This is a genomic window from Oceanospirillum sp. (assembly GCF_982874595.1).
The window spans coordinates 37,064-60,542 of the sequence record NZ_CEYNZH010000004.1 but is presented as its reverse complement, the minus strand read 5'-3'; the positions used below and the strand labels follow the sequence as shown (position 1 = coordinate 60,542).

The window sequence follows — 23,479 nt, the reverse complement described above, 5'->3', positions numbered from 1 at the left end:
TAATGGTCGGCCAAATAAATACCCTGATGACGGAAGCCGGTATGAATCCAGATCTGAACCGATTACAGCCCTACCCTTTTGAGAAGCTGACAGCCCTGAAAGCTCAGGTAACACCGCCATCTGACCTGGAACATATCGCACTGTCTATCGGTGAGCCCCGTCATCCGGCACCGGAATTTGTGCTCAACAGCCTGCGCCATAACCTGAACCGCATCAGCAACTACCCGACCACCAAGGGGCTGCCGGAACTGCGTGAGGCGATCGCTCACTGGTGTCAGCGCCGTTTTATTCTGAAACCCGACACCCTGACCGCAGAAGATCATGTTCTGCCGGTTAACGGCACCCGCGAAGCGATCTTTGCTTTTACTCAGGCACTGATCGAGCGTAAGCCCGGTGCTCTTATTGCATCGCCAAATCCGTTTTATCAGATCTACGAAGGTGCTGCTTACCTGGCCGGTGCCGAACCCTACTTTATGCCGTGTCTGGCTGAGAACGGCTTTATTCCGGATTTCGACGCCGTACCTGCCGAAGTTTGGGAAAATACCCAGCTGCTGTTCCTGTGCAGCCCGGGCAACCCAACCGGTGCCGTTGTCGGTCTGGATGTTCTGAAAAAGCTGATCGCGTTGTCGGACCAGTATGACTTTGTGATCGCCTCCGACGAGTGCTACTCCGAAATCTATTTCGACGAGCAGACACCCCCTCCGGGTCTGCTGCAGGCCTGTGCCGAGCTGGGTCGTGACGACTACAAAAACTGCATGGTTTTCCACAGTCTGTCGAAACGCTCTAACCTGCCGGGTCTGCGTTCCGGCTTTATCGCTGGTGAAGCGGAACTGATGCAGAAATTCCTGCTCTACCGTACCTACCACGGTTGCTCCATGCCGGTTCAGCACCAGCTGGCCAGTATCGAAGCCTGGAACGACGAAGATCACACCGTCGCCAACCGTGCGGTGTACACCGAGAAGTTCGAGCGCGTTGGAGAGATCCTGAAACCGGTACTCAACTTTGAACTGCCGGAGGCCAGCTTCTATCTGTGGCCGGAAACGCCGATTAACGAAGAAGACTTTGCGCAGAAACTGTTTGAGCAGCAAAACGTCACCGTCCTACCGGGCAGCTATCTGTCCCGCACCATCGACGGCCAGAACCCCGGCAGCAACCGGGTGCGTATGGCGCTGGTCGCTACTATGGACGAGTGTGTTGAAGCCGCTCAGCGTATTCGCCGCTTTGTAGAATCGCTCTGAGAGCTGTGACGCGGTACGGATAATGTAATACCGGCATTCAGCAGATACACCGCTGAATGCCACAAGCCTATAACCATCAAACGACGAGGCCGCTAATGCCCCTGACGCTGTACGGTATCCCCAACTGCGATACAGTCAAAAAAGCCCGTACCTGGCTGGAAAACAACCAGCTGGACTATCAGTTTCATGACTTCCGTAAAGACGGCCTGAGCGAATCCGACCTGACCCTATGGTGTGACGCGCTGGGCTGGGAACAGGTACTGAACAAACGCAGCACCAGCTGGCGGGCACTGGATGCCGCTGACAAAGAAGATCTGGATCAGGCAAAAGCGATCAAACTGATGCTGGCCAGCCCAACGCTGGTGAAGCGCCCTGTTCTGGCTAAAGACGACCAGTTTAAAACCGGGTTTAAGGATGCGGACTATCAGGTTTTTTTTGGCCTGTAAGTGACCACACCGACAACCCATTGATTCTCTGAATCAGATAAAACCCTATACCTTTTCATCATAAATTTTATATAAGGCAGCCCTGCTGTCTCGACCTCTTCGGGAGTTAACATGACTGCATCACCTTTTTTCAGCTTTGGCTTTGGCGTTGGTACTCAGAACAACAAAGGCGAATGGCTGGAAGTCTTTTACGCACAACCTCTGCTTAACCCGCCTGTTAGCCTGATCGAAGCCGTTATCGATACCCTGGGTTATCAGGGCGGCAATCAGGCGATTGAATTTGCCAGCGATAAAGCGGCAGCTTTGGCCGAAGCCCTGAAAGCCGCCGGCGAAGCAGAGCAAGCAGCCCTGGTTGCGTCTCTGGCTGACAGCAAGCGTCCTTTGGTTGCGACCTTCATCGAAGAAGACACCGATCCTAAGTCGGTTGCTGAGGTTTACCTGAAGCTGCATCTGCTGTCTCACCGTCTGGTTAAGCCACACGGCACCAACCTGACTGGCATGTTCGGCCTGCTGCCTAACGTTGCCTGGACCAGCGAAGGCGCAATCGATCTGACCGAACTGCCACAGCGCCAGCTGCAGGCTCGTCTGAACGGCCAGACCATCTCTGTCGATTGCGTAGACAAATTCCCGAAAATGACCGATTACGTGGTTCCGGCCGGTGTTCGCGTTGCGGATACCGCTCGTGTACGTCTGGGTGCCTACCTGGGTGAAGGCACCACCATCATGCATGAAGGTTTTGTGAACTTTAACGCCGGAACTGAAGGCCCGGGCATGATCGAAGGCCGTATCTCCGCTGGCGTTATGGTTGGTAAAGGTTCCGATCTGGGTGGCGGTTGCTCCACTATGGGTACTCTGTCCGGTGGCGGCAACATCATCATCTCCGTCGGCGAAGGCTGCCTGTTGGGTGCAAACGCCGGTATCGGCATTCCTCTGGGTAACCGCTGTACCGTTGAAGCGGGTCTGTACATTACCGCCGGTTCTAAAGTAAACGTACTGGAAGGCAATGGTGAGTTGGCTGAAGTAGCCCGCGCCCGCGATCTGGCGAACAAAGATGATCTGCTGTTCCGTCGCAACTCCCAGACCGGTGCGGTTGAATGTCTGACCAACAAAACCGCGATTGAGCTGAACGAAGCACTGCACGCCAACAACTAAGTTTCACTGAGTATTCGGCGTGTATCAGAAAAGCGGCTTCGGCCGCTTTTTTTATGCACAGATCCTGCTCAAACAACGCTCAGGCCCCATCCCCTCCATTCGCACAAGCCATCGTTCCCCCTCCATCTGCTTCAGAAATGAAAAGAGCCCAAGCTCCTGTAATTCAATTCAAAATTAATCGGTTTACGTGAGATATGTTACAACATATCATTTGCAGCTTTTCACCAGCCACGCAAAGGAAACCGATCAAATGCTGAAGACCTTCTCCGCGCTGAGTATTACCAGCGCACTGCTATTCTCTGTCCCAGCCCTTGCCGAGCCTACTGCAGATAACACGGTAGCGGTTAAGGCCGCATTTGAATTCTCCAGCCTTGACCCAACCCGCCGGGGTTATGTTTTCACCCGTATGCAGGTGCTGGAAACGCTGTTAAATGTGGATGAGAAAGGCAACCTGCAACCTGCACTGGCAACCGCCTGGCAGATAAAAGAAAACGGCACGGTTTGGGAGTTCGATCTGCGTAAGGGAGTGCGGTTTCATAATGGCAGCACAATGACCGCAAAAGATGTGGCCAACAGCCTGAATATCGCCCGGACAAAACCCAGCCTGATGCAGGGAGCCCCCATCACAGCGGTCGATCCAATCGGTCACAACAAACTACGGGTGACGCTCTCTTCCCCCTACAGTCCTTTGGGTGCAATTCTGGCCAACTACTCCACCGCGATTATGTCAGAGAAAGCCTATGACAAAGAAGGCAATGTTGTAACCTTAATCGGCACCGGCCCTTTCTCCGCCTATGAAGTTGTCACACCTCACAAACTCGTAGTGGAGCGCTTTGATGATTACTGGGGCCAAAAAGCCAGTATTGAATACGCCAGCTATCTGACAGGGCACCGGGCTGAAACCCGTGTTCTTCAGGCCCGTAGTGGTGAAGGCGATATTATCTTCGGGTTGGACCCCGCCTCTGTGCCCACCCTCAAGCGATTGCCCCACCTGAATATCCTGCGTAGCGACCTGCCACGCACCTTAGCCGTTAAGCTGAACCTGGCCCACCCGCTTCTGGCTGAGCAGGACAACCGTGAAGCACTGAGTCTGGCGATAAACCGAACCGGTATAGCCGCTGCGGTACTACGCAGTAAAGAAGCCGCAACCGCTCAGCTATTGCCATCCTACATGTCGAACTGGCATGTCAAAAACACCTCCGTTAAGCAGGATCTGGATAAAGCCAAGTCACTGCTGAGCGCTCAAGGCTGGACGAAAAATGACGAAGGCTGGTTAGAGAAAGCAGGGCAACGTTTCGAGCTTGACCTTATCACCTACGCAGATCGACCTGAGCTGGTGACGGTTGCAACCGCAGTGCAGGACCAATGGAAACGTCTGGGCGTAAAGCTTAACGTCTCTATCACCAGTTCCAGCTCGATACCGGCCGGGCACAAAGACGGCTCCCTTGAAACAGCCCTGATCGCCCGTAACTTCGGCACTATTGCTGATCCTCTGGGCATCATCGTCAAAGATTTTGGCAACGCTGATGGCGGTGACTGGGGCAGCATGAACTGGTCGAATTCAGATATTCAACAAACGCTGAACACACTGGTACAGGAAACCGATCCTGCACAGTATCGCCAGAAAGCTCAGCAGGTGGCACAAGCGATCTATCAGGAAAAACCGTTAATTGCTATCGCCTCCTACGTGCAAAGAACAGCGATCAACAAACGTATTGAGGGTTTTCGCTTTGACCCTTATGAGCGCAGCTATTTCCTGAATGAACTGCAGTGGAAAAAATAATGGCAGCCTTGTTAGTACGACGTTTATTGCAACTGCTGGCGGTCTCCTGGGGCGTTGGCACGCTGACTTTTATTCTGATGCGCTCTTTACCGGGAGATATGGCTTATCGTATCGCAGCCGGACGCTACGGAATGGATGCGGTTGACTCTAATGCAGCCGATCTGGTTCGGGCTGAGCTTGGACTGGACCAGGGTGCTTTCAGTGCTTACGGTCAATGGCTGATCGATCTTTTAACCTGGAATCTGGGTAACTCTCTGGTGAGCGGTGGTCCGGTAAGTCACGAGATCTGGCACATGCTGCAACACTCGGTACTGCTGGCATTAGCCGGCACATTGCTTGCGGCGGCAATCGCCATTCCTCTGGGGCTTGCCAGTGCTTATTGGGGCGGTTGGCTGGATCGTCTGCTACTGGCCTACTCTACCGCTATGCGCGCTGTACCTGTGTTTGTCGTTGGTCTGCTGACCATGATTGTCTTCGCTCTGGAATGGCAGCTGTTTCCGGTGGCCGGTTTTGGCACCCCTGCTCATCTGGTTTTACCGGCATTAACTCTGGCGCTAACACTCGCAGCGGTATCCAACCGGGTGGTCAATACAGAAGCCAGACGGGTATTTAACAGTGAGTTTTTTGAGTTCGCCCGTACTAAAGGCTTTACCCCCTGGCAGGCCTTCCGCCACCACGGTATGCGCAATATCGCGGTACCGGTCGTGGCCTTCTTTGGCGTGCAGCTGGTGATGCTGATCGAAGGTGTGGTCATGGTGGAATCCCTGTTCTCCTGGCCCGGCATAGGACACGGCCTGGCCCACGCCATTTTTGCCCGCGATATCCCGGTTATTCAGGGAGCCGCGCTCATGATGGGCATGCTGTTTGTAGTGATGAATACACTGGTGGATATTACCTGCTACTACCTCGACCCACGGGGAGGACGCCTCGCATGAATAAAACAATCTCTGCCACGATGCCAGCATCGCCAGCTTTGCTGCCAAAGTTAGACTCATTCACTCTGGCTCAACGCAGCGGTCTTACTATCCTGCTCGTACTGGTTCTTTATGCCACTCTGGGACCTTTGCTGGTTGAGGGTGATGGCTACTCGCAGAATCTGAGCGCGATCCTTGCGGCGCCTAACGCTGAGTACTGGCTCGGAACCGATCATTTTGGCCGCAATATGTGGATTCGTCTGGCGGATGCTCTGCAGCTATCACTGATGATGGCAGCAGTATGCGTGCTGACCGCCTCGGTAATCGGCGTTACTTTGGGGGTTCTCGCGGCAACATCGTCTCCCTGGCTGGATCGGATGCTGGATGGCGTCGTATCCATGATTCTGGCTCTGCCCGGACTGGTGCTGGTGCTTATCTTTGCCGCTATCGTGCCCGGCTCATTTCTGATTATGTATATCGCGATCTCTCTCATTCAGTGGATCGAGTATTTTCGCGTCACGCGGGCTATCACCCAGCGTCTGGTGCAGTCACCTGAGGTACAGGCTTCCAGATTAATGGGATTTGATGGCTGGTATCTGTTCCGACGCCATTACTGGCCAGCCATCTTTCCGCAACTGTTTACCATTGCAGCCTTCGGGGCAGCCAACGCGGTACTGATGATGGCATCCCTTGGCTTTATCTATGTGGGTATTCAGCCACCGACAGCAGAGCTGGGACAAATGATCGTTGAGCTTTTCCCTCACTACAGCGAAGCGCCCTGGCTGCTTGCCCAGCCATTGGGGCTACTGGCATTACTCGTCTTAGCCTGTCATCTGATAGCGAAAGGAAATGATAAAGGGGCAGCACAGTGAGCTTAATTAAAACGCAGCAGTTATCGGTTTACGCGGGTGATAAGTGCCTGCTGTCTCCCATTAGTGTTCAACTGCATGCCGGGGAACGTCTGACGATTCTGGGTCAGACCGGATCAGGCAAGAGTCTTCTGGCACAGGCAATTATGGGGAATCTTCCCAGAGATCTTAGCAGTCATGGGGAGTTACAGCTGTTTGGTCAATCCGTCAACACCCGGCAGCGGCAGGCGCTATGGGGCAAACAGCTGAGTATCTTGCCCCAAGAGCCCTGGAACTCACTGGACCCCTTAATGAGTGCCAAAAAGCACCTGGCCAAGACCTATCAGCTGGTGGTTGGCCAGTCCAAGCAAGCCGCCCAGCAAAGCGCTGAACAGGCACTGATGCAGCAGGGTCTGCAGGCCAGTGGTGAGAAGCGGGTTGATCAGTTATCAGGCGGGATGGCGCAACGGGTCGCGATCTCCTGCGCCATGGCCAGCGGAGCCCCTGTTTTACTGGCGGATGAGCCAACCAAAGGCCTGGATGTTTCCCGGCGGGATACCGTGGTACAGCAGCTGTTATCACAATCCGAGCAGGGTGGTCTGATCACCATTACCCACGATGTGGCAGTAGCCCGTCAGATCGGGGGCCGCATGATGGTGATGAAAGAAGGCGAGCTACTGGAAGAAGGCGATGCCCAGCAGATTCTCAATAACCCGCAACATGAATATACGCAAAAGTTGATTGCCGCCGATCCCCTGAACTGGCCGCAACCAGAGGCATCAGGCAACCGGGTTGTCTCAGCCACAACGGATAAACAAAGCCAATCCAGCCGGGTCATCAGCGCCAGAGATCTCTCCATCGGGAGAGGCCATAACACGCTGATTGAGCAGCTGAATTTTGACCTGCACAAGGGTGAAGTCGTCGGAGTGGTGGGGGACAGCGGCTGTGGCAAAAGCACATTGGGCGATACGCTTCTGGGATTAAACCCAATCAGTGCCGGAACAATTGAGCGCCATCACACGGGCGAGCAGCACCGCTGGCAAAAGCTGTATCAGGACCCAACTGCAGCAGTCTCTCATGCCGTCACACTGGGTACGCTGCTGAATGATCTGGTCAAGCGGCATGGGATTCAAACGAACCGTATCCCCCCCCTGATGGAGCGCCTGGGGCTAAGTGCTGAACTTCTCAACCGGAATGCCGGTAAGGTCTCCGGAGGAGAACTGCAGCGTTTTTGCCTGCTACGGGCACTGCTGCTGGCCCCCGTGTTTCTGTTTGCTGATGAGCCGACTTCCCGTCTTGATCCCATCACCACCATGGAGGTTAGCCAGCTGATTGTCGATATGGCCCGCGAAAGTGGCTGCGGCATTATGCTGGTCAGCCATGACCCGGCATTAATCGAGAAACGCTGTGATCGGGTCATTCGCTTGTCAGCCTAATCAGCCACCAGAGCAAATCCTGAAAACCACTGACAAAACAGCTTCGGCTGCTTTGTCAGTGCTCTCCCTTTTCAGGGTGATAATCAAGATCAATTAAACACTTAAAATTAATAATCTCTTTCTCACATTCAGCGTCAGCAGTAATGACAAGCGAAGGATCTGCCTCTAAACTGGAAACTCTTTTCTGGATTAGCAAGTCATCATCTATGTCTGCCTCACCCTCTCCTAAAAGCGATAAAGCCATCTCATCTTCAAGTGACAAGGCAGATAATCCGTTTCAGCTGAGTTTTAAGAATGAAATTTCAGTCCCGCTGGACCCGGAAGAGACCTTGCTGTGTCTGGCGCTAAAAGCCGGAATCCCCCACGTTCACGAATGCGGTGGACAGGGACGCTGCTCAACCTGCCGGGTGGTCATTGAATCCGGACAGGAAAACCTGAGCCCTGAGACCGAAAAAGAGAAACGCCTGAAGGAACGTAAACAGCTTCCCCATGAAGTTCGTCTGGCCTGCCAGTGCAAAGCCACAGGTTCCGTAAGACTGCGCCGTGTTATTCGTGATGCGCTCGATATCCAAAATGTGCTGGAAAACGGTATTGCACCCAGTGCCCGCAACCGTAAAGTGGTTATTCTCTTCTGCGACATCCGCAACTTCACCGAGTTCAGCCAGCAGCATCTGCCCTACGATATCTCCCACATGCTCAACCGCTACTTTCATGCCATGGAGCAGGTAGTCATTCAGCACCAGGGTTATCTGGATAAATATCTGGGAGATGGTTTTATGGCTATTTTCGGACTCGGAAGCCAGTCTCACGCAGAGCCCTGCTCCCTTGCGGTTCGTGCAGCATTAGAGATGCTACACACACTGAAAAAGCTGAATGACTATTTTGAAGAAGCCTTTGCTTACCGCTTCCAGATCGGTATCGGCATTGATTTTGGCCCGGCCTTGCTCGGGGAATTTGGCGGGCCACAGAAACGAAGCTTCACCGCCTTAGGGCCAGCGGTTAACCGCGCTTCCCGTATCGAAGCTCTCACGAAAACTCTGGGAAAGAATCTGCTGATTTCTGATGCGCTGTACCAGCAACTGGCAGCCTCTGAAAACCACCTGAACGAGCAGCTTCTGAACCGATATTTTCAACAATCCGATCTGGTTTCTCTTAAAGGGATCAGAGAGGCTGTGCGCGTCTGGCTCTTTTCTGACGTCCCTTCAGCGCAGGGTTCAAAAGACAGCCAAACACCAGCCAATACGATATCCTCAATAGAAAGTCTGTCTCAGAAAAAAGCTGACATTCAGCCTGATCAGGCCAACAACGACTTTTCCGATCCGGAGCACCTCAGTATGGATATTGCAGTAGATAACCTGGCCGAAGTGATCGGCAGCCCAGCCATTGCCGTTGTTGCCGCCTACGATCCTACCGGACAAAACGATGGCATCCAGATGGCTATTGCCAAAGTCAGCTTTCACGATGATAACCATCTGACCGTGAACCTGCCCCTTGGGCACCAGTTCAACACAGGCGACCTGCTGACCATTCACCTGGATAACCGTACCGGTGTCGATGAATACGATGCCGAGCTTCGGGTATTTCGTAGCTCCTACAAAGGCCGGGTCAGAGCAGTAGCAGGCAACCAGCTCACCGTCGATTACCGTGAATTCAGTTTGGTACACGGTATGGCTGAGGTTCTTGGCCTTCGGGAGCCCGGATACGACTACCCTGCTGATAGCCGCAAAATGCAGGAGCTTCCTGTTACGCCCCTGACCACAATGCCTGTGTTTAACACCGACGAGTACAACAATAAACTGGGGGTTCTGGTCACCCGTACACCGGAACAACCGCACACCACAGTGATGGCATTTTTATCCACAACGGAAGACGATATTTTTATTATCTCTTTCCCGTCAACGTTCAAAGTACAACAACTGCAAAAGGATAATCGATGCTGTTTCGCCATCGACCAGCGCGCCAGCTTTACCTTTGAAAACGCCATTGAGTGGAACTATGTGCTGATTGATGCCACCGCCTATGAAGTTCCGGTAAATCATCCGCTTTATCAGCCGGTTAAGACCGCTTTTATCGATAAAAACCCCTGGGAAGTCGCCTTCTTCTCCGACCCGAACGTTCGCCTGTACCACCTGAAATGCCAGTCCACCTTCTGCCCGACTCGCGGCCTGTAAGTGAAGGTTTCAGTTAATGTCCACAGCGGGGCTGAACCCGCCTGTGGATAAACTGGAGATAACCCCGCCAACTGTAGTATTTATGCCATCTGACGATGACTGATCATTTTTTGATCAGCAAACCATACTGATAAAACACTGCGCTCCGTCAACGACCTGTCACCCAACTGTCATCAAAACATCCTACCCAACCTGATATAAAAAGCGGTTTACCCCTTTCGCCTCAACATATGGAAATGGAGAAAATTGCCGCATGAGCATTCGCCTCAGGTTTAATCTGCTGATGGCAGCAACAGTATTCGGTCTTAGCCTCATCATGGCACTGCTTTACTACACCCAGCAGCAACTGTCTGAATTTAATACTCTGGAAACCGAACTGTCCGATAGCCGTGCGAAACTGCTGATGCTAAAAGGCTATGAACAGGCGTTTATCTACGGCAACAACGAGACGGCATCCCGTGAACTGCTGCAAAAGAGTCAGCAGTTGGAACAGGAGTTAGCCAACCTAAACAACCGCTTTAAAACAAAAGACCTTAGTCGCGAAAATCTGCAACAAGCCATCATTAATATTCAGAACCATCGCAAAGCCTTCAATCAACTCAAACGCGAAAAACAGCAATTAGGCCTTACTCCAACAACAGGCATGTACGGCCAACTTCGCCAGGCGGTACATCGGGTCGAGGAGCGACTGAAGACCGAGCAGAAAATAGCACTAAGCGCTTCAATGCTGATGCTTCGCCGTCACGAAAAAGACTTTATGCTTCGGGGACAAGACAAGTATGTGGAAAAATTCCAACAACAAATCATCCGGTTCGGACAAGAACTCAACCGGGAAAACCTCGCCACCGCCTCTAAACAACAAATAATCAGTGACATAACGCTCTATCAGACAAGCTTTCTTGAGTTTGTCGAAACAGCCAGAACTGTTGGCCTGAACCAAAATACAGGAGCAATCGGAGCACTGAACAAAGCTTCCCAGCAAGCCTCAGATCAGCTGGCGATGACACTGACTCACAGCCATCAGGAGATCGCAGAAAAAATTAGCCAGCAAACCCGAAACAGCCTGCTGCTTGCACTTCTCTTTGTTATCACGTTATTGACCGGCCTGCACACGTTGGCAAAACGAGTGGTCAGCCGCATTAATAATCTGGTTCAACACCTGAATGAGATAGCCAACGGCAATGCCGACCTGAGCGTACGCCTGCATAGCCAATCACGGGATGAGCTGGGGCAGATGGCACATGCCTTTAACCGCTTTGTCAGCCGAATTGCAGACAGCATGACATCAGCGATTGATGCTGCCGGCCAATTAGATAACTCTGCGGGTGAACTGCAGCAAAGTGCAGAATCGACCCTTAGCGTTGCAACCAATCAGCAGCAGCTTCTGTTAAAACTCAACAAAGCATTAGAGTCCACAGGACAAGGCTCGCAGCAGGTGCAACAACAGATCAGCCTCGCACAGCGTACAATGCAACAAGTCAGCGGCAAGACCAACACCATCAGTAACCTGGCAAAAGACAACAGCCAATCGACCCAAGCATTAGCCGATGAGATCAGAACAACCTGCCAGCACATTGAGCAGCTCAGCCATGACAGCCATACCATTAACGAAGTAATGGTCAGTATTAGCGAGATAGCATCCCAAACCAATCTGCTGGCACTTAATGCCGCCATTGAAGCCGCAAGGGCTGGCGAACAGGGCCGGGGCTTTGCGGTGGTCGCGGATGAAGTACGATCTCTGGCGGAGAAAACTCAACAATCAACCGAACAGATCCAATCCCAGATCATCAATCTGCAACATCAGACCGCTGAGGCCAGCGTCAGCATGCAGGCAACATTAAGCACAACAGACGCCCAGCTCAATCAGTCAGCCCATATCAGTGAGGTCTTCAGTGATATTGATAAAGATTTCGTCAGCCTGAGCCAGCAAAATAACGAAGTCGAACAGCTCAGCCAGCAGCAATTACAAAGAATATCGGACGCTGAGAATCAGCTGGGTCAGGTACTGGCTCAGATCGAGCATAACCTGTCAGCGGCTGAACAAACCCGTAACGCCAGCAAGCAACTCTTCCAGTTATCCAAGAAACTGCAGCAGGAAATGGGCTCTTTTGCAGGCTCTGCCTGATTTCTTTCCACAGCCGGAGTGAGCCAGGCTGTGGATAAGCTGACGATAACTACGGCAAGTGCAGGACAGACATCGCCTGCACCGTACTGTTTGTTTTTTAACCAGCCCATAAACCACCAGCCTCATTACAAGACAGCCGCTTTCCGGTATCATGGCGGGCTGTTTTAACGTGCTTTGACCGCCCGTTAACGGCTTACCAGCACCGTTAAAATAACCCTATTTTCCGACACACCGAATTAAAACCACAGGAACCTGTCTCTCATGTCTCAGACCGAAGCGTTGACGCCTACGCTACAACTGGCTTTCGACCTTATCAGCCGCCACTCCGTAACGCCGGAAGATGCCGGTTGTCAGGAATTGATGATTGAGCGTCTGGAAGCGATCGGTTTTAAAATCGAGCGCCTGCGTTTCGGTAATGTGGATAACTTCTGGGCGCGTCGCGGTACAGAAGCGCCGGTACTGGCTTTTGCCGGTCACACCGATGTGGTACCAACCGGCCCGGAGGCTAACTGGAAACACGCACCTTTTGAGCCGATGATCGACGAAAAAGGCATGCTGTACGGTCGCGGCGCTGCCGACATGAAAGGCAGTCTGGCCTCTATGGTTGTTGCCTGTGAAGAGTTTGTTGCTGCTAATCCGAACCACAAAGGTTCTATCGCGTTTCTGATCACCTCTGATGAAGAAGGCCCGGCGGTAAATGGCACGGTAAAAGTGGTTGAGCATCTGGAAGCCCGTGATGAGAAAATGACCTGGTGTATCGTGGGCGAGCCATCCAGCACCCACCACACCGGCGACATTATCAAGAACGGTCGTCGCGGTTCTCTGGGCGCCAAGCTGCTGGTCAAAGGAATTCAGGGTCATGTGGCTTATCCGCATCTGGCACGTAACCCGATTCATCAGGTGGCTCCTGCTCTGGCAGAGTTATCCACCGAGCACTGGGATGAAGGCAACGAATACTTCCCGGCCACCAGTTTCCAGATCTCTAATATCAATGGCGGCACAGGTGCCACCAATGTGATTCCCGGTGATGTGGAAGTGGTGTTTAACTTCCGCTTCTCCACTGAACTGACCGCCGATCAGATTAAACAGCGTGTTCACGGTATTCTGGACAAGCATGAGCTGGAATATGACCTCCAGTGGACTCTGAATGGCCTACCCTTCCTGACACCGGAAGGCGATCTGGTTGACGCCTGCCGTGGTGCGATTCTGGAAGCCACCAATATCACCACCGAGCTGTCCACCTCCGGCGGCACTTCCGATGGTCGTTTTATTGCGCCAACAGGAACTCAGGTGGTTGAATTAGGTCCCTGTAACGCCACCATTCATAAGGTGAACGAACATATTCTGGCGGATGACCTGAACAAACTTACCGGCATCTATCAGGGTATTATGAGTCGTCTTCTGACCTGATTCATCAGCCCACAAACAAGCTGAACCCTATGAGTCTGAAGCAACGCTTAATTAAAATGTCTCAGGATACCCGCCAGAACCTCCGGCGGGTGACCATCGGCACCATCATTTTCTTTGTTGGTGCCGGTATGCTGATGTTCGCAGAAGGGGCAACCCATCTTGAACCACTACGGCGTGAACTGGTGGCCCTGCTCTCTCTGATTACCATGGGGATCGGTGCGGCACTGGGTCTGCTGGGATATCTCGGACTGAGCGCCTTTCGCATTTATCGCTTTCTGAGCACGGATGTAGATGATGCACCCGGTTCAGCAAAAAGAACGGATCAAAACGATGACAACTGAAGCTTTTCCCGATATCGAGATTTACGTACAGGACCCCGATCTGGAAACCATCGAAAGCTGGTTTAACGAGCTGTTCGAAAGTTACTCAGAACCCAAGCGGCTCGATAAACGTACCCTGCTTTACAGCGCGGTAAAAAAAGACGGTACCGAAGTGCCGGTTCATGTTGTGGAGAAAGCCGCCGGTAAATACTGGAGCATCTGGTTCGACAGCCCGGAAAGTGGTTGGGCAACCGATATCGACTGTGCCCGTGCAGCCTTTGCATTTTTCGGCCGTACTATTCGCTGTTCTGTGGGCTCATGGGAACCGGATCAGCCGATGGATCTCTGGTGGCAGATCAGCAAGAAAGGCGAGGGCGAGATCAGCTGGCCGGACTAAGGCCATCCGCTGCTCACCAAACCTGAAAAGCCGAAGCCAAGCGCTTCGGCTTTTTGTTTGGCGGCAGTCCGCAAAACTGTAGAGCAGTACAACCGCTCCGCATTAAAGCTCCCGAAAGAGATCAAAGCTATCCAGCAGTCGGTACAGAATTTCCGGCTTAGCGGTGAGACAGCGTCGTATTGCCGCCGGAATACTCTTCTGGGTTTTACGGCACAAACCCGGCTGATCCCTGAAACGGATCTCCAAACCTCGGGCACTGCGAACCTCCGTATGACCCGGAGAGATTTCCAGCTGAATGCCCAGCTGTTCATACATCAGGCGCTGCATTTTTTGCAGATCATCAAAGTCACTGATCGCATCCAGACGCTCAATCAGCCGCTTCTCTTCTGTCAGCGTCAGCCGAAGAATCCGCAGATCGGCGTTACCGCTTTCGAGCAGCTCCAGATGACCGCACTCACAGACACCGGCAGGACACGGCCGACGTATCGGAAAAGAGGGATTAGGAAGGGATGCCGACACAGACAGCCTCCTGCTGCTGAAGAAGAAACCGGATTCTTAACAGCATAGCCAAGCCGCTGAAAAACAGGCAAAAAAATACCCGGATACTTCGCGGGAAGCACCGGGTATTCTTCAGAACCGGGTTGATCCGGTCTTAGCTGATAACGGTTACGTCTTCAGCTTGCAGGCCCTTATCACTGGTGATAATGGCAAAACGTACACGCTGACCTTCCGCCAAAGAGCGGTGACCGGTACCACGGATCGAACGGAAGTGAACAAACACATCACCACCGGAATCACGGGTAATAAAGCCGAAGCCCTTAGAAACGTTAAACCACTTAACAGTGCCCATTTCACGATCATCATTCTCATCATTGGCAATATTTGCCAACTGAGGCGTCAGGTAGTTCAGAACTGCAGTGCCTAAGAAGGTGGTCAGAAAAAATACAATCGCTGCCGGTACATAGTGTCCGTTAGCACGCAATCCCTGTTCTCCGGCCTGAGTTGCCAGGTCAAGAACAAACGGCCCAACAACGGCCATAACCACACTGATTAACACACAACGAACAAAGGAATTTTTGCTCATACTTACTCTCTCATAAACAATTAGTTATTATTAAAATCACTTTTAAAATCAAAGAACTGACGCTTATAGCAGTCTTTACCGAGTGCTTTCTTCCGGTTCTTCCACGGCAAATATCTGAAGTAAAAGTCCAGCAGAAATAAAGAATAAAATGCTGGTAAAAAAAGACTTCACCTTTCGCCACTTTAATTTTCAAAACACTCTGTAGCGCTCTATTATACAGAGCATCCCCGGCACTTGAAGTGCCCGAATCCTAACCCTTGTCAGGAATCAAAAATGCCAGAAGACAGATTAGACGAACTGGAAATTAAGCTCGCCTTTCAGGACGATACCATAGAAGCGCTCAACCACGTAATCACAGAGCAAGATAAACGCATAAAGTTACTGGAAGATGCGGTACGTCAGCTTTACAAAGAGATGAAGGAAAAAGCAGATCAGGATAATGCGGGTATCGAAAACTTCGACCCTACTCAGGAAATCCCTCCCCATTACTGAGCCATTATATTAAGGCCATGTTAGATCGCTAACACCCTGTCTTCTGCAAACTGGTATTTATCCCCGCGCGATAAATACCAGTGGATATCTTCTCTGCCCGCTGTTTCTGGCACATCAATCTTATTTATCGTGCTTACTGCCACCCAAACAGTTTGGTGACGCGGGCACATCGCCGCCACGGCTTTGCCACTCTTCCGGTGTATACGCATGAATCGCCAGCGCATGAACCCCGGACTCCAGCTCATCAGCCAAAACGCCATACACCTTCTGGTGGCGCTGCACCGGACGCAGACCTGCAAACACGTCAGACACCAGTGTCAGTTTAAAATGAGAGTTTTCCCCGCGGCTGTGTTTGTGACTTTCATTTTCAACGGCAATAACCAGGGGTGAAAGTTGTTCGGACAGCTTGCTTTCGATGGTGGCTTGTACAGACATAAAAGGGATCCTGTGATGAAAAACGTGCGTAAAAATAAGCAACAAGAACGGTTCTGCGGCCACAAAAAAGGCCAGCGTTTGCTGGCCTCACTTTAGCGCTCACGGGATAAAAAGCAATCCCTACCTCAGCACTGGGTTTTAACCCTAGCGTCAGATATCCGGTTCCGAGTCACTGGCTTTCATGATCGCTTTTTTCACCCGATGGGTCAGCCACCAGACTAACGCCACCACAACAGGCACCGAGATCCCCGTGATCAGATCTTTATTCACCGGCAGTCCGGCACTGTAAGCCGCCCCCACCAGAATTTTCACCAGACTGACCATGTAGTAACTGATCGCGGCGATAGACAGACCTTCTACCGTTTCCTGCAGACGCATCTGCAGCTTACCCCGACGATCCATAGACGAAAGCAGACTCTGGTTTTGCGCTTCAATGGTCAGGTCCACCCGCGTCTGCAGCAGATCACCCGCGCGCTCGATACGTCGCGCCAGATCCTCCAGACGCTCACTGATCGATTCACAGGTGTTAAAAGCTGGCGTCAGACGACGCTCCAGAAAAGAGCCAATGGTGAAATAATTTTCTACCTGCTGCTCTCTCAGCTCGTCCATCCGCTTCATGACCAGCGAGTAATACGCGCGCATCGCCGAGAAGCGATAGTTGGTATTGGTGCGCCAGCGCTCTACCTGAGCCGCCAGCTGCGATAGATCCGTCAGCATTTTGCGCTCGTCCGCATGATCTTTCATATCTGCGGCACTGGCGATAATCGCCGCCAGCTTACGATCCACATCCTGCAGGGACGGCCCCAGACGACGGGCTTCCGGCAGTGCCAGCAAAGCCATCAAACGGTAGGTTTCCATCTCCACTAATCGCTGCAGCAAACGACCGGTCTGGTTGTTGTTCAGGCCATGGTTGTGGATCAGGAAACGCCCGAAGCCATCACCATGCAGACGGAACGCACTCCAGACGGTAGCATCGCCATCCATCAGGCTGCCGCTGACCAGACGCTGACCTTCAAAGCTGGTCTTCAGCTGCTCTCGATTCAGTGCCGGCTGGGAAGCATCCAGCATCTCAATATGGAAGGCCGCCACGACCTCGCCGGGCATACTGCGCAGCCAATCCTGAGGAATCAGCTCCAGCGCGGTTGAAGTAAACGGCTGCTCGCTGGTTTCAGGGCGAATAAAGGTGTAGGTGACAAATTCCATGTGACGACCACAGCGGAACTGGAAACCACCGAAATCAGCCTGATAGAAACTGCAATTTTCAGCCGGCATATTCACACCGTACCGCTCACAGAGATTGCGCAGGTGAGTGAACTCACGAGCGCGATCTTCTTCAGGAATCAGTACCGCCAGTCGGGACACCCGGGCCGGGGTCTGAACCACCGGGAACGGACGGGCGTGCAGTTCGTTATAAAGTTCATCACGGCGGGGATGAACCCGAAACGGAAGGCCCTGATTATTATCTGTGTAGCCTTCGCCACTGGCAGGATAGCGGCGATCATCAAGCTCTGCGCTGTCGATCGCCTCTTCCGGATCTATCGCCAATAACGGCGAATCCTGCAGATCCGATTCTGAGGGCGACAGGTTAGAATTTGACGCAACTTCTGATGAATGGGGACGTGCCTCTGCGCTCATGGCCTATCGATATCCTTGTATTTTTTTATCGGCTGCCGGTTCTCACTTCGTCAGGGTATTACGAAGCGGTAAAGCGTTCGCCAGCTTGCGGTCAGGTAACCGAAAGCTGGCGTGAAATAAAAAAACCGGTGCAGCACTTTGTTTATTAATTCAACACCCGGTGCAGGGTTATGCAAAAAAGGCTCCAGCCTCAGGGGCAGTAAAATCTGCTATCCGGCACGTAATACCTGTAACGGTGGCTGTTTGACCACAAATCGTGTCCCCCAGAGCCCCGCCAAGGTAATAATGACCGCACCTGATATTGGCAGAACCAGCCAATGAGTAAAGCTTAGACTATAGTCTAAGTCAAACAGATTACGGTACAGCAGGTAGGCGGTCAGCTCGGAACCCATCAGCGCCAGCAGCCCGGCAACAATGCCAAGCAAAACAAACTCATAGCGCTGAATACTGCGGATCATGGTGCCGGAAGCACCTAAAGTGCGATAGAGCGCCCCTTCACGCAATCGTTCATCCAGACTATTTTTCACCGCCGCCAGAAGTAGTACCAGACCACTGAGCAGGGTAAAGCCCAGCATCACTTCAATCGCCAGCGTCACCTGTTCCAGAATCTGACGCACCTGCTCCAGAATCTGACTGATATCCAACAGAGAAACCGCAGGGAAGCTTTTTACCAGACCGGGCACCATGTGTTTCTGCTGCTCTGACAGATAAAAGCTCGCCAGCAGGGTTTGCGGCATCTGCTCCAGCACACCGGGCGGTGTAATCACATAGAAGTTGGGCTGGAAGTTATCCCAGTTCACCTGACGGATATTGGTCACTTCACCGGTGATCGTCTGCCCCGCCAGATCAAAACTCAGGGTGTCCCCCATGCCCAGACTCAGGCGTTCAGCCATACCGGATTCCAGAGACAAAGGGATCAGCTCTTCATAACCGACCTGATCGTTTTCTCCCCACCAGCGACCGGTAATCACCTGATTATCATCCGGCAGATCGGCACGCCAGGTGAGATTCAGTTCCCGGTGCAGCGCGTTATCCTCTTTAGCTTTTTCCGGCACCGCATCACGGGCGGGCTGACTGTTAATCTCCGTCAGACGACCACGGACAATCGGATACAAGGGCGAACGCTTTACCTCAGCCTGATCCAGACGTTCCGCAAAGGCTTCGCGTTCATAAGGCTGAATATTGATGGCGAAGTAGTTAGGCGCACTTTGCGGCAGTTGCTGCTGCCAGCTGGCCAGCAGGTCATTACGGATCAGCGCCACCAGCGCGACAACCATCAGCACCAGACCAAAGGCCATCACTTGCGGCAATGCAGTTTGTTTATGGCTGTACAGACTACGAACCGCAAGGCGAGGTCGCATCGGCAGTTTAGGCCCAATCCATTTGAGCAAACGGAAAAGCCCCAGTGTCAGCAGAGCCGATAAGCCCATCACCGCCACAAGCCCCAATGTCAGCCAAAGGGTCAGACGGGCATCGGAGCTGTACCAGTAGATCATCACCACCAGAGCAGACAGCGCCAGCCCATAGACCACAAATGAGGAGGGTGACGTCATCTCCAGATCGCGACGGAACACCCGTAACGGTGACACGTTACGCAGCTGTCGCAGCGGCGCACTGGCAAAGCCCATCAGCAGGAGAATACCGGTGCCGATCGACAGCCCCCAGGGCTGCCAGCCCGCGGGCGGCAGATAAACCGGCAGCAGGTCAGCCACCAGCGAAGTACCCGTCAGTTGCAGCAGATAACCGAGCAGAGCGCCGCTCACAGCTGCAACAACGCCCAGCACCAGCAACAGACGCAGGTAGATAGCCCCCATAACCGGTGCGGCAAAACCAAAGCTTGCCATCACAGCAACGGTATCCTGACGGCGACGGGCAAAACGACCTGCCGCCATCGCCACGGCAACACCGGAGAGAATCACAGCACCGATACTGGCCAGCTGCAGATAACGCTGGGCACGATCCAGCGCCGAGCCGACAGAAGGCCGGTCTTCACGGATATCCAGCAGACGATGGGATGGCTTCAGCTGAGGCTCCAGCCAGCTTTTAAACTGATCGATCACCGCCAGATCACCGGCAAACATATAGCGGAAACGCACCCGGCTACCGGGCTGAACCACGCCGGTTTCTTCCACATCACTGAAGTTGATCAAAGACCGGGGATTCAGGCTCATAAAGCCGCCGCTGCGATCCGGCTCTTTATGAATAATTCGGGTGATGGTAAACAGCTTACGGCCGATCTCCACTTCGCCTCCGATGGCGGCATTAAGCGAGGTCAGCAAACGACGATCCACCCAGACCTCACCGGAGCCGGGTAACATGCCATCGCTGTCCACATAGTCAACGGCCACATCCTGACGCTGCAGCCTGCCCTCCCCTATAGAAGACTGTTCCAGTTCCAGGCCACCCTTTAACGGATAACCGCTACCCACCGCTTTTACGGCAGATAACTGAAAGCCGTTATCTCCGGCTACCATACTGGCAAATTCCAGTGTTGGCACCGCCTTAAGACCGCGATCCCGCGCTTCCTGCAGCCAGCGATCATCAATAACACGAGGGCTGCGTAACACCAGATCACCGCCCATCAGCTGAGCGGCCTGCTGCTCCATCCCCCGCTGCAGACGATCGGCAATAAAACCGGTCAGCGCCACTGTCATCACTGCCAGTACCAGAGCAGTAAACAGCAGATTCAGATCACCGGAGCGCCACTCCCGTGCCAATAACTTGAAGGCCATCGGCCACTTTGCAACCCTGCCTTTTGTTGCTTTGCTTGCCGCTTCCTGAGTCATCTCACGCCTCCTCAGCGACAGCGGCCTGCTCTTCATGCAACAGGCCATCACTCAGGGTTAAACGTCGCTGGCAGTGCTGAGCCAGATTGGCATCATGAGTTACCAGAATCAGCGTGGTGTGATTCTCTTTGTTGAGGGTAAAGAGCAGGTCGATAATCGATTGGCCGGTCACGCTATCCAGATTACCGGTGGGTTCATCGGCAAACAGCACCAGAGGATCACCGGCAAAAGCGCGGGCAATCGCTACCCGCTGCTGCTCACCACCGGATAACTGGCGCGGATAGTGTTTGATCCGCTCCCCCAGACCGACCCGCTCCAGCCAGTGCTTAGCCTTGGCCTGATAATCTTTCTCTCCCGCCAGCTCCAGCGGCAACATCACATTTTCCAGCGCAGTCAGATGCTCCAGCAGCTGAAAAGACTGGAAGACAAAACCCACCTGCTGACGCATCCGGGCGCGACCCTCTTCATCCAGCTCACTCATGGGCTGATCGTTCAGCCAAATCTCACCACCGGAGCTTTGGTCCAGCCCTGCCAGCAACCCCAGCAGGGTGGATTTACCGGCACCGGAACTTCCCAGAATCGCCACACTCTCACCGGCATAGATCTGACAATCAACACCCTGCAGAATATGCAGCTCCTGGCCATCGGCATCGGTAACGGTTCTGACCAGCTTGTCGGTGCGTATAACGGATCTCATCTCTGTGTTAGCATTTTTTTCACGACTTTCGGAAGCGGGAGCATTCATGTCGATTCAACATCCTTTCACTGGTTATTTGGCGGCCATCTGCCGTCGCTCAGTTTATCTTTCTACGCGTCTGCTGCTGATCAGTTTGCTTTCAGTTTTGATTCTGTCTGTTTCATCTCAGGCATTCGCAGCCGATCACGATGAATCGGCTGAAGCACTGCTTGTTCTCGGTGACAGCATCAGTGCCGGTTATGGCCTGCGTCAGGGAGAAGGCTGGGTCAGCCTGCTGGAAAAACGTCTTGAAGAACAGAGTTATCACTATCGGGTGGTGAATGCCAGTATCAGCGGTGAAACCACTCAGGGTGGACTGACGCGTCTGCCAGAACTACTCCGACAGCATCAACCGTCACTGGTTCTGCTGGAGTTGGGGGGGAATGATGGTTTACGGGGGCTACCGTTGCATCTGATGCAGAACAACCTGAGCCGTATGATCGATATGAGCCGCAACGCCGGAGCCACGCCGTTACTGTTGGGCATTCAGCTGCCGCCTAACTATGGCCGCCGCTACACCTCCGCCTTTGCTGCCGTTTATCCGAGTCTTGCAGAACAGAAACAGACCGCAGTCGTGCCCTTTATTCTGGAAAAGATCGCCATCTACCCAGATCTGATGCAAAGCGATGGTATTCATCCCAAGGCCGAAGCCCAACGTCAGCTGCTGGATAATATCTGGCCAGTCCTGACCCCCTTACTCTAGCCATTTCCTTTTTCAGAACGAAAAGACCCCTCCTGAATTCACAGGAGGGGTCCCGAACCCGAAAGGGCCATGCTAACGATAAAAAATCGAAAAAATACCTACAAAATCAAACACCACCTCATCGCTATAAAAGATATAGATTTACTCCATTTTTTCATCAGATAAGCCGGCTACCGGTTCGACCAGTTTAAAACGAGGCTGCTGCACGCCATCTATTTCAACCTGCTCAGTAAACATCGCCGCCGGACGCACCCAAAGACCACGCTCGCCATAAAGCGCCCGATACAGCACCAGAGTCTCCTCGGTTTCGCTGTGCGTCACCTCGCCCATCACCAGATATTTAGGGCCTTTATAATGCTGATAGATTCCGGTTTGAATCGACATAATGTCTCCAATAACAAATCGTTCGAAAGCGTGGCGGTCAGGAGTTGATCTCTTTTAACGCAGCCTTTTGCGCAGCACTCTTATGTTGCTGAATCAGCAGACCACCGATAATAAAGCCCAAGCCGATCAGGGTGGATGGGTAGATGGTCTCTCCCAACAGGAAGTAGATCAAAATGAGGGAAATAAAGGGCGACAGAAAGATCAGATTGCTGATTTTGGCCGTTTGAGAGGTCAGACGCATCGCGCTCAGCCAGCAAACAAAGGCCAACCCCATCTCAAACACTCCGACATAAGCAGCAGCGGCAATCCCCTTCAGATCGGGCAATACAAGCAATCCCAGATAAGCATTGATCAGTAACAGAATAGGCAGCGCCATAACAAAGTTGAGCATTAAGCCAATAATCGGTTCACGCTTATCCTTGGTGTTGAGAATCCAGTAACCCGCCCAGATCAGAGTACTGAAAAGCGCCAGGCCAACACCGGGCAAATTGCTGAACTCAAGCCCCAGCACATCTCCACGGGTTGCGATAACCAACACGCCACCATAACAGATCAGCCCGGCGAACAAATCCTGCAGTCGTAATTTTTGCCCTAAAAAAGGCACCGAAAGGAAAGCCAGAGTCAACGCCCAGGAATAGTTAAGGGCCTGGGCTTCCTGAGCAGGCAGCAGATCATAAGCGGCAAAAAGCACCATGTAATAAAGTGCGGGATTCAAGGCACCATAAACAATGGATGCTCCCCACTCTTTAGCCGAGAGATGTCCAAGTTCTGACCATTTTCCCTGCACACTAATAACCGTTGACAACACCACAATCGAAAATATCGCGGCCCACAACAGAAGTTGGGCAGGCTGCAGATACTGCAGAGCAATCTTGAAGGCAGTCGCTACGGTAGACCACATCCCCACTGCTATCAGGGCAAAAATAAGGGCTTTTTTATCTTTTAAGGCTTGGCCCGTTGGCATAATGACTCCTGTCAGGTATC

General features: G+C 52.7%; 22 protein-coding genes. 14 read left to right on the top strand and 8 right to left on the bottom strand.

Going from position 1 to position 23,479, the window contains the following annotated elements:
• The first annotated feature begins 41 nt into the window (after window positions 1–41).
• The 12 genes from dapC (at window position 42) to AC4GL5_RS03095 (ending at window position 14,240) form a co-directional block, all read left to right on the top strand.
• Window positions 42–1,238 (top strand): succinyldiaminopimelate transaminase, encoded by a 1,197-nt coding sequence (gene dapC, locus AC4GL5_RS03150; protein WP_490381330.1) that lies wholly within the window; start codon window positions 42–44, stop codon window positions 1,236–1,238.
• 95 nt (window positions 1,239–1,333) lie between these two features.
• A complete protein-coding gene (locus AC4GL5_RS03145; protein WP_490381329.1) occupies window positions 1,334–1,684 on the top strand; it encodes an ArsC family reductase in 351 nt (116 codons plus the stop codon).
• Between the two features lie 111 nt (window positions 1,685–1,795).
• Entirely contained in the window at window positions 1,796–2,836 is a 1,041-nt protein-coding gene (dapD, locus tag AC4GL5_RS03140) for a 2,3,4,5-tetrahydropyridine-2,6-dicarboxylate N-succinyltransferase (protein WP_490381328.1), read from the top strand.
• 250 nt (window positions 2,837–3,086) lie between these two features.
• A complete protein-coding gene (locus tag AC4GL5_RS03135; RefSeq protein ID WP_490381327.1) occupies window positions 3,087–4,619 on the top strand; it encodes an ABC transporter substrate-binding protein in 1,533 nt (510 codons plus the stop codon).
• Complete coding sequence (locus AC4GL5_RS03130; protein WP_490381326.1) at window positions 4,619–5,554, top strand: ABC transporter permease; 936 nt, start codon at window positions 4,619–4,621, stop codon at window positions 5,552–5,554. Before AC4GL5_RS03135 ends, AC4GL5_RS03130 begins: the two co-directional genes overlap by 1 nt.
• Entirely contained in the window at window positions 5,551–6,405 is an 855-nt protein-coding gene (locus tag AC4GL5_RS03125) for an ABC transporter permease (RefSeq protein ID WP_490381325.1), read from the top strand. Before AC4GL5_RS03130 ends, AC4GL5_RS03125 begins: the two co-directional genes overlap by 4 nt.
• Window positions 6,402–7,817, top strand: a complete 1,416-nt coding sequence (locus AC4GL5_RS03120) for an ABC transporter ATP-binding protein (protein ID WP_490381324.1) — start codon at window positions 6,402–6,404, stop codon at window positions 7,815–7,817. The genes AC4GL5_RS03125 and AC4GL5_RS03120 overlap by 4 nt, the downstream gene beginning before the upstream one ends.
• 206 nt (window positions 7,818–8,023) lie before the next feature.
• On the top strand, window positions 8,024–9,988 hold the full coding sequence (locus tag AC4GL5_RS03115; RefSeq protein WP_490381323.1) for an adenylate/guanylate cyclase domain-containing protein: 1,965 nt from the start codon (window positions 8,024–8,026) through the stop codon (window positions 9,986–9,988).
• 253 nt (window positions 9,989–10,241) lie between these two features.
• Window positions 10,242–12,113 carry a methyl-accepting chemotaxis protein gene (locus AC4GL5_RS03110; RefSeq protein ID WP_490381322.1) on the top strand — a complete coding sequence of 624 codons (1,872 nt, stop codon included), beginning with the start codon at window positions 10,242–10,244 and terminating at the stop codon, window positions 12,111–12,113.
• Window positions 12,114–12,374: 261 nt separating this feature from the next.
• On the top strand, window positions 12,375–13,523 hold the full coding sequence (gene dapE / locus AC4GL5_RS03105; protein WP_490381321.1) for a succinyl-diaminopimelate desuccinylase: 1,149 nt from the start codon (window positions 12,375–12,377) through the stop codon (window positions 13,521–13,523).
• 29 nt (window positions 13,524–13,552) lie between these two features.
• Complete coding sequence (locus AC4GL5_RS03100; RefSeq protein ID WP_490381320.1) at window positions 13,553–13,864, top strand: hypothetical protein; 312 nt, start codon at window positions 13,553–13,555, stop codon at window positions 13,862–13,864.
• A complete protein-coding gene (locus tag AC4GL5_RS03095; protein WP_490381319.1) occupies window positions 13,854–14,240 on the top strand; it encodes a hypothetical protein in 387 nt (128 codons plus the stop codon). The genes AC4GL5_RS03100 and AC4GL5_RS03095 overlap by 11 nt, the downstream gene beginning before the upstream one ends.
• A gap of 102 nt (window positions 14,241–14,342) precedes the next feature.
• On the opposite strand, the gene AC4GL5_RS03090 is transcribed toward AC4GL5_RS03095, so the two are convergent.
• Both AC4GL5_RS03090 and AC4GL5_RS03085 read right to left on the bottom strand, forming a co-directional pair.
• A complete protein-coding gene (locus AC4GL5_RS03090; RefSeq protein ID WP_490381318.1) occupies window positions 14,343–14,759 on the bottom strand; it encodes a hypothetical protein in 417 nt (138 codons plus the stop codon).
• A gap of 133 nt (window positions 14,760–14,892) precedes the next feature.
• Window positions 14,893–15,324 carry a cold-shock protein gene (locus AC4GL5_RS03085; protein WP_490381317.1) on the bottom strand — a complete coding sequence of 144 codons (432 nt, stop codon included), beginning with the start codon at window positions 15,322–15,324 and terminating at the stop codon, window positions 14,893–14,895.
• Window positions 15,325–15,597: 273 nt separating this feature from the next.
• Between AC4GL5_RS03085 and AC4GL5_RS03080 the strand changes: the two genes are divergently transcribed.
• Window positions 15,598–15,816, top strand: a complete 219-nt coding sequence (locus AC4GL5_RS03080; RefSeq protein WP_490381316.1) for a SlyX family protein — start codon at window positions 15,598–15,600, stop codon at window positions 15,814–15,816.
• Between the two features lie 120 nt (window positions 15,817–15,936).
• Here AC4GL5_RS03080 and AC4GL5_RS03075 read toward each other — a convergent pair whose 3' ends face one another.
• The 4 genes from AC4GL5_RS03075 to AC4GL5_RS03060 form a co-directional block, all read right to left on the bottom strand.
• Entirely contained in the window at window positions 15,937–16,251 is a 315-nt protein-coding gene (locus AC4GL5_RS03075; protein WP_490381315.1) for a BolA family protein, read from the bottom strand.
• Window positions 16,252–16,401: 150 nt separating this feature from the next.
• Window positions 16,402–17,886 (bottom strand): DUF3422 family protein, encoded by a 1,485-nt coding sequence (locus tag AC4GL5_RS03070; protein ID WP_490381314.1) that lies wholly within the window; start codon window positions 17,884–17,886, stop codon window positions 16,402–16,404.
• Between the two features lie 209 nt (window positions 17,887–18,095).
• Window positions 18,096–20,672: an ABC transporter permease gene (locus AC4GL5_RS03065; RefSeq protein WP_490381313.1), complete on the bottom strand. Its 2,577-nt coding sequence runs from the start codon at window positions 20,670–20,672 to the stop codon at window positions 18,096–18,098.
• A 1-nt stretch (window position 20,673) separates the two neighbouring features.
• Window positions 20,674–21,417 carry an ABC transporter ATP-binding protein gene (locus AC4GL5_RS03060; protein ID WP_490381312.1) on the bottom strand — a complete coding sequence of 248 codons (744 nt, stop codon included), beginning with the start codon at window positions 21,415–21,417 and terminating at the stop codon, window positions 20,674–20,676.
• Here AC4GL5_RS03060 and AC4GL5_RS03055 point away from each other — a divergent pair.
• Window positions 21,416–22,111, top strand: a complete 696-nt coding sequence (locus AC4GL5_RS03055; protein WP_490381311.1) for an arylesterase — start codon at window positions 21,416–21,418, stop codon at window positions 22,109–22,111. The genes AC4GL5_RS03060 and AC4GL5_RS03055 overlap by 2 nt on opposite strands.
• 141 nt (window positions 22,112–22,252) lie before the next feature.
• Here the strand turns inward: AC4GL5_RS03055 and AC4GL5_RS03050 are convergent, their stop codons facing one another.
• Window positions 22,253–22,495 carry a DUF1653 domain-containing protein gene (locus AC4GL5_RS03050; protein WP_490381310.1) on the bottom strand — a complete coding sequence of 81 codons (243 nt, stop codon included), beginning with the start codon at window positions 22,493–22,495 and terminating at the stop codon, window positions 22,253–22,255.
• 37 nt (window positions 22,496–22,532) lie between these two features.
• Window positions 22,533–23,459 carry a DMT family transporter gene (locus AC4GL5_RS03045; protein ID WP_490381309.1) on the bottom strand — a complete coding sequence of 309 codons (927 nt, stop codon included), beginning with the start codon at window positions 23,457–23,459 and terminating at the stop codon, window positions 22,533–22,535.
• Window positions 23,460–23,479: the final 20 nt, after the last annotated feature.

Bases quoted from the DNA above. Each gene is read 5' to 3' on its own strand.
- dapD (WP_490381328.1), top strand. From the start codon at position 1,796: ATGACTGCATCACCTTTTTTCAGCTTTGGCTTTGGCGTTGGTACTCAG.
- AC4GL5_RS03135 (WP_490381327.1), top strand. From the start codon at position 3,087: ATGCTGAAGACCTTCTCCGCGCTGAGTATTACCAGCGCACTGCTATTC.
- AC4GL5_RS03095 (WP_490381319.1), top strand. From the start codon at position 13,854: ATGACAACTGAAGCTTTTCCCGATATCGAGATTTACGTACAGGACCCC.
- dapE (WP_490381321.1), top strand. From the start codon at position 12,375: ATGTCTCAGACCGAAGCGTTGACGCCTACGCTACAACTGGCTTTCGAC.
- AC4GL5_RS03125 (WP_490381325.1), top strand. From the start codon at position 5,551: ATGAATAAAACAATCTCTGCCACGATGCCAGCATCGCCAGCTTTGCTG.
- AC4GL5_RS03075 (WP_490381315.1), bottom strand. From the start codon at position 16,251: ATGTCTGTACAAGCCACCATCGAAAGCAAGCTGTCCGAACAACTTTCA.
- AC4GL5_RS03130 (WP_490381326.1), top strand. From the start codon at position 4,619: ATGGCAGCCTTGTTAGTACGACGTTTATTGCAACTGCTGGCGGTCTCC.
- AC4GL5_RS03045 (WP_490381309.1), bottom strand. From the start codon at position 23,459: ATGCCAACGGGCCAAGCCTTAAAAGATAAAAAAGCCCTTATTTTTGCC.
- AC4GL5_RS03085 (WP_490381317.1), bottom strand. From the start codon at position 15,324: ATGAGCAAAAATTCCTTTGTTCGTTGTGTGTTAATCAGTGTGGTTATG.
- AC4GL5_RS03055 (WP_490381311.1), top strand. From the start codon at position 21,416: ATGTCGATTCAACATCCTTTCACTGGTTATTTGGCGGCCATCTGCCGT.
- AC4GL5_RS03145 (WP_490381329.1), top strand. From the start codon at position 1,334: ATGCCCCTGACGCTGTACGGTATCCCCAACTGCGATACAGTCAAAAAA.
- AC4GL5_RS03080 (WP_490381316.1), top strand. From the start codon at position 15,598: ATGCCAGAAGACAGATTAGACGAACTGGAAATTAAGCTCGCCTTTCAG.
- AC4GL5_RS03050 (WP_490381310.1), bottom strand. From the start codon at position 22,495: ATGTCGATTCAAACCGGAATCTATCAGCATTATAAAGGCCCTAAATAT.
- AC4GL5_RS03115 (WP_490381323.1), top strand. From the start codon at position 8,024: ATGTCTGCCTCACCCTCTCCTAAAAGCGATAAAGCCATCTCATCTTCA.
- AC4GL5_RS03060 (WP_490381312.1), bottom strand. From the start codon at position 21,417: ATGAATGCTCCCGCTTCCGAAAGTCGTGAAAAAAATGCTAACACAGAG.
- AC4GL5_RS03065 (WP_490381313.1), bottom strand. From the start codon at position 20,672: ATGACTCAGGAAGCGGCAAGCAAAGCAACAAAAGGCAGGGTTGCAAAG.
- AC4GL5_RS03100 (WP_490381320.1), top strand. From the start codon at position 13,553: ATGAGTCTGAAGCAACGCTTAATTAAAATGTCTCAGGATACCCGCCAG.
- AC4GL5_RS03110 (WP_490381322.1), top strand. From the start codon at position 10,242: ATGAGCATTCGCCTCAGGTTTAATCTGCTGATGGCAGCAACAGTATTC.
- dapC (WP_490381330.1), top strand. From the start codon at position 42: ATGAATCCAGATCTGAACCGATTACAGCCCTACCCTTTTGAGAAGCTG.
- AC4GL5_RS03070 (WP_490381314.1), bottom strand. From the start codon at position 17,886: ATGAGCGCAGAGGCACGTCCCCATTCATCAGAAGTTGCGTCAAATTCT.